Annotated in this window: 12 protein-coding genes; 9 read left to right on the top strand and 3 right to left on the bottom strand. The window is 42.7% G+C overall.

Annotated features, from left to right (window positions below; all coding sequences use genetic code 11):
- Nucleotides 1-138, bottom strand: a 138-nt coding sequence (locus NWP22_RS16750) for a MerR family DNA-binding transcriptional regulator (RefSeq protein WP_280801784.1), incomplete at its 3' end; no start/stop codon positions are given.
- A 107-nt stretch (nucleotides 139-245) separates the two neighbouring features.
- Complete coding sequence (gene hemW, locus NWP22_RS16755) at nucleotides 246-1,424, bottom strand: radical SAM family heme chaperone HemW (RefSeq protein ID WP_280802130.1); 1,179 nt, start codon at nucleotides 1,422-1,424, stop codon at nucleotides 246-248.
- A gap of 245 nt (nucleotides 1,425-1,669) precedes the next feature.
- On the opposite strand from hemW, the gene NWP22_RS16760 reads away from it, so the two are divergent.
- Nucleotides 1,670-2,746 carry a PIN/TRAM domain-containing protein gene (locus NWP22_RS16760; RefSeq protein WP_271732088.1) on the top strand — a complete coding sequence of 359 codons (1,077 nt, stop codon included), beginning with the start codon at nucleotides 1,670-1,672 and terminating at the stop codon, nucleotides 2,744-2,746.
- Nucleotides 2,747-2,957: 211 nt separating this feature from the next.
- Here NWP22_RS16760 and NWP22_RS16765 read toward each other — a convergent pair whose 3' ends face one another.
- Nucleotides 2,958-4,214 carry a vWA domain-containing protein gene (locus NWP22_RS16765; protein ID WP_271732087.1) on the bottom strand — a complete coding sequence of 419 codons (1,257 nt, stop codon included), beginning with the start codon at nucleotides 4,212-4,214 and terminating at the stop codon, nucleotides 2,958-2,960.
- 191 nt (nucleotides 4,215-4,405) lie between these two features.
- On the opposite strand from NWP22_RS16765, the gene NWP22_RS16770 reads away from it, so the two are divergent.
- From NWP22_RS16770 to NWP22_RS16805, 8 genes are all read left to right on the top strand, one after another.
- Nucleotides 4,406-5,068, top strand: coding sequence for an ATP-dependent Clp protease proteolytic subunit (locus tag NWP22_RS16770; RefSeq protein WP_271732086.1), 663 nt, complete (start codon nucleotides 4,406-4,408; stop codon nucleotides 5,066-5,068).
- A gap of 71 nt (nucleotides 5,069-5,139) precedes the next feature.
- Nucleotides 5,140-5,733 carry an ATP-dependent Clp protease proteolytic subunit gene (locus NWP22_RS16775; protein WP_271732085.1) on the top strand — a complete coding sequence of 198 codons (594 nt, stop codon included), beginning with the start codon at nucleotides 5,140-5,142 and terminating at the stop codon, nucleotides 5,731-5,733.
- 415 nt (nucleotides 5,734-6,148) lie between these two features.
- Nucleotides 6,149-6,814 (top strand): phosphoribosyltransferase, encoded by a 666-nt coding sequence (locus NWP22_RS16780; RefSeq protein WP_271732084.1) that lies wholly within the window; start codon nucleotides 6,149-6,151, stop codon nucleotides 6,812-6,814.
- 24 nt (nucleotides 6,815-6,838) lie between these two features.
- Entirely contained in the window at nucleotides 6,839-7,486 is a 648-nt protein-coding gene (locus NWP22_RS16785) for an HPF/RaiA family ribosome-associated protein (RefSeq protein WP_280802131.1), read from the top strand.
- 2 nt (nucleotides 7,487-7,488) lie between these two features.
- Nucleotides 7,489-7,704: a hypothetical protein gene (locus NWP22_RS16790; RefSeq protein ID WP_271734613.1), complete on the top strand. Its 216-nt coding sequence runs from the start codon at nucleotides 7,489-7,491 to the stop codon at nucleotides 7,702-7,704.
- 128 nt (nucleotides 7,705-7,832) lie between these two features.
- Nucleotides 7,833-10,802 carry a cation-translocating P-type ATPase gene (locus NWP22_RS16795; RefSeq protein WP_271734607.1) on the top strand — a complete coding sequence of 990 codons (2,970 nt, stop codon included), beginning with the start codon at nucleotides 7,833-7,835 and terminating at the stop codon, nucleotides 10,800-10,802.
- Nucleotides 10,803-11,319: 517 nt separating this feature from the next.
- Complete coding sequence (locus NWP22_RS16800; RefSeq protein WP_271734605.1) at nucleotides 11,320-11,565, top strand: hypothetical protein; 246 nt, start codon at nucleotides 11,320-11,322, stop codon at nucleotides 11,563-11,565.
- 11 nt (nucleotides 11,566-11,576) lie between these two features.
- A complete protein-coding gene (locus NWP22_RS16805) occupies nucleotides 11,577-12,563 on the top strand; it encodes a hypothetical protein (protein WP_271734604.1) in 987 nt (328 codons plus the stop codon).
- Nucleotides 12,564-12,685 lie beyond the last annotated feature (122 nt).

The raw sequence follows: 12,685 nt of genomic DNA on the forward strand, positions 1-12,685 counted from the left end.
GACTTCTTCGAGGATGAACCGCCTTTGACCGCCTGGTGTACGGATTGCTTTAAGCTTACCTTCGTTTTCCCATCTCCTGAGACTGGAGACATGGACACCAAGGATTTTAGCTGCTTCCTTGGGAGTGATATGTTGCATCAAGACTTCATTAAATCAACTACTTTTAGTGTAGCGTGAGTTAATGAGATTTGCTTGTTTTAAGCAAATCAGTTACAATTAGTTACACGTCGTGGACCTTATTGGTTTCAACCCAACTGTTCAAACAAATCAGCTAACACCACATTAGAAAATAAAAACCCTTGGGGGTCAGACAAGCGCAACCTCTCCCCAATAACTTCTACCCAACCCTTATCTAAATAAGGCTGTAAACATTTGTAAATTTCTTTGACTTGATCTTCCCCAAACTTCCCAACCAACATACCCAAACTTACACCCTCAGCCAAACGCAACCCTAACATTAAGGTTTCTAACAATACTTCTTCTGGGGGAGTCACTTCACAATCAATTATACCCCCAGAATCTAACCATCGGTAATATTCCTTGGTCTTACGGGGGCGGGTAAAGCGCTTTCCATCTATATAACTCGCCGCACCCATACCAAAACCATAATAAGGGCGGTTTTCCCAATATACCCGATTATGCTGACATTGATGACCGGGTCGGGCATAATTGGAAATCTCGTAATGTTCATAACCTGCATCAGTGAGAACTTTTTGCCCCATTTGGTACATTTTGACTGTGGTTTCATCGGTTGGTAATGGCTGGTCACCAGGTTTGTAGTAACGACCAAAGGCCGTACCTGGCTCTATGGTAAGGTCATATATAGATATATGAGTAGGCATCATTGCCACTGCTTGATCTAGGGAATCCTGCCATTGTTCTAAAGACTGATGCGGCAAACCTGAGATGAGGTCTAAGCTAAATTCGGAAATTTCGACTTGATGAATTAATTCCACAGATGTAAAAATATCTACAACAGAATGCGATCGCCCCGCAAACTGCAATAATTCGGCTTGAAAGGCTTGTACACCCAAACTAACCCGATTTACACCAACGCTGCTATAGCCAGATATATGTGCTAAATCAAAGGTTCCTGGGTCTACTTCCATAGAAATTTCTGCACCAGCAGCAATTCCCAAATGTTTTTCCAGCGTTGCTAATATCTGTTGTAACTGCTTTGTTGATAGTAAAGAAGGAGTACCACCACCAAAAAAAATTGTCTTCAGAGGTTGACCAGTGGGAGTCATGGCAATTTCCCGACATAGAGCCTCCACATACTGGGATATAGTACCAGATGTTTCGCCCCGCAGGCGATCGCCCACCACAGACACAGGAAAATCACAATAAAAGCACCGCCGTCTGCAAAAGGGAATGTGTACATATGCAGCACTCGCCATTTCAGGAACATTAAGTTTTTGATTCATTGTCAGTAAGAACTAATCAACCCCAGTGAGTATGACAAACAGTGAAAATAAATAGTTTTTCTTACAATTTCTTATCGTTTTACAACAAAAGTATGAAAAATATTCCCAAAAAACAGTTTAGTTATAATATTTGCAGATATTACCTGCTAAAAACCCTAATGTAAGTCAATATTGATTAATCTCTCCCACCGATGAAAAATACTTGAGTTTATTGGGTCACACAATCGCGGGAAAACAAGACAACTATGATTGACGCCATTATTATTCTCTCATTCATCCTAGCAGCAGCGGGAATCGGCTTCTACAGCATTGAACTACTACCCGACGGTTCCCTTGATGGGGTCACAAACCTAGACGCTTTACGCCTGGTTTTTGCCGTATTTGCCGCTATTCTTGGCGGTGCAGTGGGTCTACGTTTCCAAACATCATATCGGCGCTTAGAGGTACAAGTCCGAGAAATGCCCTTGGAAATGATCTTAACTCGCGCCATTGGCCTAGTTATTGGGCTATTACTAGCTAACTTAATGCTAGCGCCATTATTTTTACTACCAATTCCCCAGGATTTTGGCTTTATTAAGCCACTAGTAGCCGTTGTCGGCAGTATTTTACTGGCTGTGACCGGGATGAATTTAGCCGATACCCACGGACGCGGGTTATTGCGGTTCATTAATCCCAACACTGTAGAAACAATGGTAGTGGAAGGCACACTCAAACCTGCCAGTACCAAAGTTTTAGACACTAGTTGCATTATTGACGGTCGCATTGAAGCTCTCCTAGAAACCGGATTTCTCGAGGGACAAATTTTAGTACCACAGTTTGTATTGCAGGAGTTGCAACAAGTAGCTGATGCTAGCAAAGACCAAAAGCGAGTCCGGGGAAGGCGGGGATTAGAGATTCTCAACCGCATTAAGAAAGATTACCCAGATCGGATATTGATTAACCCTGTGGACTATGAAGAAACTGCCACAGTCGATGCTAAATTAGTCCGCTTTGCCCAAGAAATCAACGGTACACTCCTCACCAATGATTACAACTTATCCAAAGTAGCCAGCGTGCAGAAAGTGCCGGTTCTGAACGTGAATGACTTAGTAAATGCTGTGCGTTCTACTTATTTACCTGGTGATAATCTTGACCTAAAGATTCTCAAAGAAGGTAAAGAACCCACTCAAGGAGTGGGCTACCTCGATGATGGCACAATGGTTGTGGTGGAAGAGGGGAGAAGTTATGTCGGTGGTGAGGTGCGGGTAGTGGTTACTAGTGCTTTGCAAACCTCCGCCGGACGCATGATTTTTGCTAAACCTCAGGCTTCAGCTTTGGCATGAAATCTCACGGCGAACTAAAGTTAAATTGCCTTATCGGTGTAGTCCCACTGCACCGATTTTGTTTAGAAAGATACAGCCAAGGTTATCAGTTTCAGGTGGAAGATGGGGCAAAGATACTGCCACAGCAATAGTTTTACTATTTCAATGATACGTATGTAATTTGAGCATTACCTGTAATAAAAGGCATTTTTATTACAGAGTAGTTTAACCTTTATTGGCTAGGAGTATCTTGCAAGACCGTTTTAGAGACAATTCTGGTTTTCTTGCGATCGCTCTGGGATAATTCTTCCCCAGATTGTAATCTGGTAGCAGAAGTTTGTAACACCGTTGCCGCCCCTTGATCACCCATTTGCAGAGCCGTTTTCGCCGCAGTTTGCAGCATAGTAGCAGCACCGGCGCGATCGCCCTGTTGTAATTTCGCCTCAGCTAACTGGGTTTGTCGGTACTTAGCCAATGCCAAAATAGACTGGTGCACACGTGCATCAGTTTTTGGTTGATACATCCCCGTTACCTGGATATAAACCGGGACTAAAGGAGTCAATAAACCCATTTGATTTTGAGCCGGGTTATCATAGCGGACTTGGAGATTAGCGATCGCCTGTTGACCTTGTGGTAATTGTCCCAGGTAGATATTAGCCAAAATTACCCTTTGTGCATCCTTCATTAAATCTCCCAAGCGCACAGCCAAGCGCCCATCTGCTTCTTGGATCACTGGTAACTCAATGGTTTCTGGCGCAACTTGAGCAATGGGTTTAAGTTCTGCTAGGCGAGTATGACCCATCAGGGAGATCAGCAAATAAGCATTAGTCAATCCCACCCCTTGCACACGCCTAAACAGGCGGTTAAACTCATCTGCTGCTTGTTCGGGTCGTTGAATGTGGGACAAACTACCCAAGCCAGCATCGGCGATTTTTTCTAAAATATCTTGATTCCATTTGTCACCAAATCCTAAGGTGTTTAAAGTTAAATTATAGCTAGTGGCTAATTGAGCCAATTTTAAACAACGTTGATTATCGCCGTGTTCATTTTCACCATCGGTTAATAAAAAGGCTTGAGAAACAGTTTCTTTCTTTCCCTTAGCTAACTCCTGAATCCCCAAACGCAAACCTTCATCAATAGCCGTACCACCACCAGCAGATAAACTCTGAATCTGGTTTTTAATCTGCTGTGGGTCAGTAATCATTTGATTAGATACCAACACAGTCGCACGGTGATCAAAAGCAACAACACTCAGGCGATCGCCTGGTTTGAGTTTATCGACTAGATTACTAGCCGCCTGCTTCACAGTTTCTAAAGGTCGGCCGTACATTGAGCCACTATGGTCGAGAATTAAGCATAAATTCAGTGGTATATCACTGTCTTGAGCTTCAGCCACAGCCGAAACCGATATAGACAACTGACGTTGACTGCTCGGTTGATATGCGTCCAAACTACCATCATTCAAGATAGGCTGTAAATTGACCTTCATAACCCAAAATTTTTAGTTAGGATATCTCTATAAAATAACTTCAAAACGCCACATCGGCACTGCGGAAAAATCAAACAGTGGCAAACAAGCAGGGTCAATCACTAATTAGCGAGAAATCCACACTTGAAGTCAGCTAACATCGCGTTAGGATGTATTACAGTTAACGGCATAGTTTCAGGCGATCAGTTGCTATGGACAATTCCCCCATCAAGGCTGTGCAAGCCCCTTATTACGGTGATAACTTTTACCGGACACCCCCGCCAGACTTACCTTCCTTATTGATGAAGGAAAGAATTGTCTATCTGGGAATGCCATTGGTGCCAGCGGTAACAGAATTGATTATTGCTGAATTGCTGTATTTGCAGTCAGACGACCCAGAGAAGCCGATAAAAATCTATATCAACTCCACAGGAACCTCCGGTTACAGTGGCGAACCCATTGGCTTTGAAACCGAAGCCTTCGCCATCTATGACACGATGAAATACATCAAGCCCCCCATCCACACCATTTGTATTGGTTCGGCAATGGGTATGGCGGCAATGTTACTCAGCGCTGGTACAAAAGGCTGTCGCGCCAGTTTGCCCCACTCGTCCATTATCCTACACCAACCTAAGAGCTACGCCCAAGGTCAAGCAACGGATATTCAAATTCGGGCAAAAGAAGTTTTGGTCAACAAAGCGGCAATGGTAGATATTCTATCCCACACCACCGGACAGGCACCAGCAAAAATTACCAAAGACATGGATCGGCTATTCTACATGACTCCCTATGAAGCTAAGGAGTATGGTTTAATTGACCGAGTTTTTGAAAAAGAGGAACTCGCCAATCCCCCATTACCTGCCAGTGTTCTCTAAGTAACACAGGTAGTGATTTACCTTGGTAAATCACTCATAACCAATGACTAATTACAAGCGGAGTAACGAATATGCCTATAGGTGTTCCTAAAGTTCCTTACCGGATGCCCGGAGGACAATATACAGACTGGATTAGCATCTACGATCGCCTTTACCGGGAGCGGATTATTTTCCTAGGCCGAGATGTTGATGATGAAATTGCTAACCAAATTATTGCGGTAATGCTATATCTGGATTCAGACGATCCAGGTAAGGATATTTATTTATACATCAATTCCCCTGGTGGTATGGTAACCTCTGGCATGGCCATTTTTGACACCATGCAACACATCAAATCAGATGTGGTGACAATTTGTGTAGGTCTAGCAGCCTCCATGGGATCATTCCTGCTCGCAGCCGGAACCAAGGGTAAGCGCATGGCATTACCTCATTCTCGGATTATGATTCACCAGCCCTCCGGCGGAACCCGTGGCCAAGCCAGTGATATCGAAATCGAAGCCAGAGAAATTCTGCGGATTCGTAGCCAGCTAAATAATATCTATGCTCAGAATACTGGTCAACCTTTAGCCAAGATTGAAAAAGACATGGATCGGGACTTTTTCATGTCTGCTGCTGAAGCTAAAGAATATGGCTTAATTGACCGTGTGATTGAAGAGCGTCCGTAAGCTAATGTTTAATACTCTCCCGATGGCCGACATTAGCGCCGGAATATGAATTAAGTAACACAGTAATCTGGTTTTTGGCCTCACCCCACCTTTGACTTGTCTCAAAGTCTCCCTTTCCCTACTAAGGAAAGGAATTGGGGGTGAGGTTCTATTTTTTTCTCCTCCATTAGATAGATCAGTAGATTGTTGATGTCGCGTCGTTAGTCAGAGGTCATGCCAGGTCTAGCTTTCTATGATCAGTTCAGAAACACTAGCAAGACTTGATGACTGTTAGTGGTCACCATTACCACTGAAAGACTCAACCAAATCGGGAGGAAAAATGCCAGCTGTTGATCAGTCAGAATTTCGACTTTTCTTTGAGGGGAAAAGTCCAGTAAAACCTCAATTCTGAGGCAAATATCAGGAGAGTAATACCATGCTATTCAAAAATCGCACAATAGCAGGTCAAATGTTGGCCCGAGAATTAGCAGACTATGCTAACACTACAGATGTCATGGTGTTAGCTCTGCCCAGAGGCGGTGTACCCGTAGGTTTTGAAGTTGCTCAAGGGTTAAATGCTCCCTTAGATGTGCTGGTGGTGCGTAAATTGGGTGTGCCTGAACAAGAAGAACTAGCAATGGGGGCGATCGCATCTGGTGGCGTGCGGATTATTAACGAATATATTATCAATTTGGTGAAGATATCCGAAGAAACAATTGCTAGAGTTGCGGCGCAAGAAGAACGAGAATTAGAACGTCGAGAACTACTGTATAGAGGCCATCGCCCTGACCCTGATTTAGAAGGACGCATAGTCATCTTGGTAGATGATGGGTTAGCTACAGGTGCCACTATGTGGGCTGCGGTAGCATCCGTGCGGCGACAGCACCCTGCCAAAATAGTTATTGCTGTACCCGTTGGTGCTGCCGCCACTTGCAAAGAGTTACAAACCGCCGTCAACGAGATCATCTGCCTTGCCACACCTGACCCCTTTTATAGTGTTGGTCTATGGTACGAAGACTTTCCCCAAACTACAGATGAGCAAGTCCGCGATTTGCTTTTCCAAGCTGAAACTAGCTATCAACCACTATCTATTGGTACCTAGGTTTACCCCAAGCGTGACAAACATATGAAAGTACCACCAGAAATTACTTATCGCAATGTTGAGAAAACCAATGCAATTGATACCCTAATTCATGAGAAAATCGCTAAATTAGAGAGTGTTTGCGATCACATCAGTAGCTGCCATATTGCCATTGAAAAAATACATGACCGCCCCCGCAGTGGTTCACCATATCGCGTGCGCATTGATATCACCGTACCCCCCGGTCACGAACTTGTGGCAGAAAGAAATCCGGGAGAGGGTATTCAGTATGACCCATTAGATGCAGTCATCCGCGATACTTTTAACGCCGCTCGTCAGCAACTAGTTAAACTCAACCAACTGCAATATGAGCGTAACGGCCAAGGTGGTAAGCTACGAGGTCATAATCAGGAACAATTTCAGGAAGCAACGGGACTAGTTACCAAACTCTTTAAAGATAGGGGCTATGGCTTCTTAAGAACTTTAGAAGGCCGAGAAATTTACTTTCACCGCAATAGTGTGTTACATCACGAATTTGAACGTTTAGAAATTGGTACCGCAGTCCATTTTGCCGAAGAAATGGGCGAAGAAGGCCCCCAAGCCAGCACCGTGAAGATTTTCGATAAGCCCGGCGCTGCTGTGGGTAAGTCAGACCAAACCATGATTGAACCACCATTGGGCTGGACGGAATAAGGGTGTCACAACTTAATCAACTCCAACAAACTGCATCTCAACTGCTGGCCGCTATGCTATCTAACCCTCATATTTACCCAAAAGTTAGTGATGAGGGCGGTAATGGGGCTATGGAAGAGCAATTAATTATTGTCGCCATTGAGATGGCTGAAAGTTTAAACCAACATATAGAAAATTCTCATGGCCAAGGTACTGCTCAACTAAAGGAAAAAAACTAAATTATTCACAGGTTGACACTCCCCTGGCAGAAAATGCAGGGGATTGTTACTTGATAGGGAGATGCAAAACTGCTAGATAAATTATAATATTCTCAGCTATTAGCGGCGTTACAGGAGCAAATTTTGCTGTGATTAAGGCTATACACACTAAAGTTAAAGGGAGAGCTAGATACAAGGTTAATCAACTTTATGGTTCGCTATTACTAGAAAGATATTTAGAGCGATCGCTTGGTAATAACCCAGAAATAATTTATGTTTCTGCTAATTCGTTAACTAGTAATATTCTGGTTATTTTCACAAATAAACATAGCTTTCAGACTATAGGTTTACTTCTTGAGACAACTTTAAGAAAATTTCAAGAAAAATCTAGTTTGACTCCAACCGAAAGTTGGTTAAATAATCAGAGATTAGTTATTAATGATGCCAACCAAGAAAACACCGATAATTGGCATTTAATGACAGCAGATAGAGTCATAGATAGGTTAAATTCTGCGAAAATATCAGGTTTATCTAGTGAGTCTGCCATAGCAAACCTCAGTAAATATGGGCGAAATGTTTTAACTGCAATTCCGACCCGTTCCCCTAGCAATATTTTAATTGACCAGTTTAAATCTCTGCCAGTAGCTTTACTAGTGGGAGCGGCCGGAATTGCCATGATTACCGGGGGGATAATAGATGCTGTGGTAATTATGGGTGTTGTGGGTCTGAATGCCTTCATTGGATACACCACAGAAAGCCAATCAGCAAAAATCATTCAATCTCTCCAAAGTCAAGAGCAAATATTAACTTGGGTAATTCGAGATAGTCAGCAGGTGGAAATACCTACAGAGAACGTGGTTATAGGAGACATTTTATTGCTCAAATCTGGTAGTTATATCGCCGCAGATGCCAGACTCATGGAAGCTGATAACTTGATTGTTGATGAATCTCCCCTGACTGGGGAAAGCATCCCCATTACTAAAACTACTGCGCCTGTGTCTGGTGAAAATATACCTTTAGCAGACCGCTTGAACATGGTCTATCAAGGAACTTTTGTCACTGGCGGTCAAGGATTGGCTGTGGTTGTGGCCACAGGTAGATTTACAGAAATGGGCAAAATCCAACAACTGGTGAATCAGTCCACAGCTACAGATACCCCGCTAGAAAGACAACTAGACCAGGTGGGAAATCAACTGGTTTTATTGGGTATGGGAATTTGTAGTTTTGTCTTTGGTTTGGGAGTGCTGCGGGGATATGGTTTATTAACAATGATGCAATCATCTATATCCCTCGCGGTAGCGGCTGTTCCTGAAGGTTTGCCCACAATTGCTACCACAACCCTGGCTTTAGGTATCCGTGAGATGAGGAAGAATAATGTCCTGGTTCGCAGTCTTAGGGCTGTGGAGGCTTTGGGTTCTGTACAAACAATTTGCTTGGATAAAACCGGGACAATTACAGAAAATAAAATGTTGGTAGTGGAAATACGTACAACCACTCAACAAATTACTGTGGAGGAAGAAAATCTTAACCCCTACAGCAATGATGAACTGTTAAAGCTGATTCATATATCCGTTCTGTGCAACGAAAGTGAAGTCACTCTACAGGATAATGGTGAGTATGCGGTTACAGGTTCGCCCACGGAAAATGCTTTGATTTACTTGGCAATTAGTGCTGGGGTGGATGTCATCGCACTCAGACAAAAGTATGAACTGTTAGAAACTAATCTGCGCAGTGAAAACCGTAATCTTATGAGTACAATTCATCGCATTGACAATGATCACAAGTTGATTGCAGTTAAAGGTAACCCCGGCGAAATGATTAACTTATGTCAATGGTGGATGAAAAATGGCCAAGTTGTGCCTTTAACAGCAGAAGACAGGCGGGTAATTGAAATGGAAAACCATCGCTTGGCTGCAAAGGCTCTGCGAGTGTTGGGGGTAGCTTATAGCTATGTTGATCATGGCAATTCTGATAATTATGAAACCAACCTGATTTGGCTGGGTTTGGTGGGGATGACAGACCCGATTAGAATGGGTGTGAAACAATTAATTGGGGATTTTCATCAAGCTGGAATTGAGACGGTGATGGTTACTGGTGATCAAAGTTCCACTGCTTATGCGATCGCTCAGGAATTAGAATTAAGTCAAGATTCCCAATTAGAGATTCTGGATGCTACCCACCTTGAAAGTCTGACTCCCGATGAACTGACAGCAGTCAGCGATAAAGTTAACGTTTTTGCCCGTATCAGTCCTAGCAATAAACTGCAAATTGTCCAAGCTTTGCAAGCAGCGGGAAAAGTGGTGGCCATGACCGGGGATGGTATTAATGATGCGCCAGCACTGAAGGCGGCGCAAGTCGGTGTGGCAATGGGTAAGGGAGGAACTGATGTGGCGCGTGAAGTGGCAGATATTGTCCTAGAAGATGACAGACTAGAAACTATGATCATTGCTGTCAGTCGGGGGCGGACTATTTATAACAACATTAGAAAATCAGTGCATTTCCTCCTCTCTACCAATCTCAGCGAAATCATGGTCATGACCACCGCTACAGCTGCTGGTTTAGGTGAACCCTTAAATGCTATTCAACTGCTGTGGCTCAATTTAATCAGTGATATTTTCCCTGGTTTGTCCCTAGCTATGGAAGCACCAGAACCTGACGTATTGAGTCAGCCGCCGCGAAATCCTCATGAACCAATTATTAAAAATTCTGACTTGGGTAGAATTGTCTTTGAGTCGGGAACAATATCTGTGAGTACTTTAGCAGCATACATTTATGCTATCCTCAGATATGGTACAGGATCCCGGTCTAGTACTGTGGCCTGTATGACCCTAACAACCGCACAACTACTACATACCATTAGCTGCCGTTCGGAAAACCACAGCATATTTAGTCAAGATAGATTACCTAATAATACCTACTTAAATACTGCTATTATAGGTTCTCTTATTATACAACTGTTGGCTTTAGCTATGCCACCATTAAGGAACCTTTTAAAGATTACCTCCATTAGTTTTGTGGATAGTGCGGTGATTGTTGGTGGTGCTTTATTGCCTTTCCTTGTGAACGAAACTACAAAGATTGGTGATGAAACTGCAAAATCAAAGCTAGAAGGATTTTGAGATTTACTTTAATTAACAAGAGTCCATAACCTCCCTTGTGTACCTCACTCAGATGAAATATGCTGTATTTGTAGTTCACGCAGTCGGGGTAAAAACTGAGAAACCTAGTTCAAGAGATGTTTTTCTCTAAGGCTACTAACTATTTGGGTATGAAAAAATAGGTGGAATCAGATAAGGGTTTGTTGCTATTGTCAGACAGTTTTGGATGAGATTTTTACACGTAGCATCAAAAGCCATAACCTTAAGTGCAAGCTGAACAATTCAGATGATTTGTCAGAAATATTGCTCAAAATATGTCTAATTTCTATATTTAGTAACCCAAAGACATAGAAATTATCTACAGATCAATGGTGATAATTAACTATATGTATCTCAAAAAGATAACCTATTGGTTCCTCCCAAGTTAACTTGATTCCAATCAATGACTTGAATAAAACTTACAATTGAAGATACACTGATCACATTTCCTTTGCTTGAATAGTTATATTAATAGGAATAAAACTCACCGTTCTGGATTATGCCTAGTAAGTTCATTGATGTTAGAGAGTATACTGTTCGGGCGCATAAAAGACAGATTCATACTCGTGTTTTCCACTTCGTCTGTAAGCAATGCGACCAAACTACACAACGCGAGACCTTTGGGCCTCGTCCATTGTATTGCGAACAATGCCGGCCACCACAAGCACCAAGAAAATCCCATGAGTCATCTAAAAAAGCAAAACCCAGAGCAATGACTTATAAAAGTGATGTCAATTTAGGATAATTTGAAGTTTTATGAATAATCGACTACCATCAGCACCCCCTGAAGTTTTTATCTCGCCGTTGTTGGAATTACGAGACTACTATGCTCGTCTGGTTAAAGAGTATGAAACCTTATACACACAGGCGCGATCGCAGCTGCATCATGTAGATTCTTTGTTATCTCATTGGTCTTCTGGGTCAGATGCTCAGGATGTGGGAAAACTTGAAATGCTTCCAGAAGTTTCCTACCCACCTGAAACAGACTCGTTGTTATCCATACCTGATAAGACTCTTAAGTCCGCCAGGTCTGAACTTCAAGAGTCAGAGAATTTAAATGGGAAAAATACAGAGATTACAGAGCCTCGCGCACCAGCAACATCTCTAGAAAGTCAAGATCAATCAATTAAAGTCCCAGATATCCCCATGGTACCTGAGTATCAATCTCAAAGTCGCATGGAAGCTATTAAAAGTCTTCTAGAAGAACATATTGGTACTGTCTGTCATATAGACTTTATTGTGCGATCGCTTTATGGAGATTTAGCATCACCCATCTTTAGAGTTGTTAAAGCCAGAGTGCAATCCTCCCTGACACAGGGGAAAGAAAGGGGCGCCTGGTCAGTCGTTCCTGACGAACCTGGTTGCTACACTCTCAAGTTAAGTTTAGTTAAGTCCAACAAAACTAAAAGTTACTCTCCTACCGGGAAATATAAACCGAAGAAACCGCAGATTATCCCCCAGACAAATGCCATACCCATGGTTAAAGAATTTGAAGGTCGATTTTTGATCGATGCTCTTTCGGATTTCTTGGAAAAACATTCAGGGAGGGTTTTCAGTGTGGCGCAAATCATTAATGGTCTTTATGGTGAACTAGATGATCAGCAAGTGCGAGAAGTCAAGAGTAAAGTTCTTAATGAACTATCACGAGGTTATCGCATAGGGCGATTCTCTAGAGTACCCGACAAAATTGGCGTTTACACTTGGGATTCAAAGTTGATGCTAGCGGGTAGTAGAGGGAGATGAAAGGGCAAATAGTTATTTTTTTCCCCATTTAGAAATCTCCGACATCCTCTTAGAGGATGTTTGTCAAGTCATGATTAGTGTATCGAATATTATTTGACCCCACCCTAACCCTCCCCTTGTAA

Origin of the sequence: Anabaenopsis tanganyikae CS-531, assembly GCF_029891675.1 — a bacterium.
GTDB classification, from domain to species: Bacteria; Cyanobacteriota; Cyanobacteriia; order Cyanobacteriales; family Nostocaceae; genus Anabaenopsis; species Anabaenopsis arnoldii.

What these genes read in the sequence shown, in the direction of transcription:
- NWP22_RS16780 (WP_271732084.1), top strand. Translation starts at nt 6,149, where the DNA reads ATGCTATTCAAAAATCGCACAATAGCAGGTCAAATGTTGGCCCGAGAA.
- hemW (WP_280802130.1), bottom strand. Translation starts at nt 1,424, where the DNA reads ATGAATCAAAAACTTAATGTTCCTGAAATGGCGAGTGCTGCATATGTA.
- NWP22_RS16775 (WP_271732085.1), top strand. Translation starts at nt 5,140, where the DNA reads ATGCCTATAGGTGTTCCTAAAGTTCCTTACCGGATGCCCGGAGGACAA.
- NWP22_RS16800 (WP_271734605.1), top strand. Translation starts at nt 11,320, where the DNA reads ATGCCTAGTAAGTTCATTGATGTTAGAGAGTATACTGTTCGGGCGCAT.
- NWP22_RS16765 (WP_271732087.1), bottom strand. Translation starts at nt 4,214, where the DNA reads ATGAAGGTCAATTTACAGCCTATCTTGAATGATGGTAGTTTGGACGCA.
- NWP22_RS16805 (WP_271734604.1), top strand. Translation starts at nt 11,577, where the DNA reads ATGAATAATCGACTACCATCAGCACCCCCTGAAGTTTTTATCTCGCCG.
- NWP22_RS16785 (WP_280802131.1), top strand. Translation starts at nt 6,839, where the DNA reads ATGAAAGTACCACCAGAAATTACTTATCGCAATGTTGAGAAAACCAAT.
- NWP22_RS16770 (WP_271732086.1), top strand. Translation starts at nt 4,406, where the DNA reads ATGGACAATTCCCCCATCAAGGCTGTGCAAGCCCCTTATTACGGTGAT.
- NWP22_RS16760 (WP_271732088.1), top strand. Translation starts at nt 1,670, where the DNA reads ATGATTGACGCCATTATTATTCTCTCATTCATCCTAGCAGCAGCGGGA.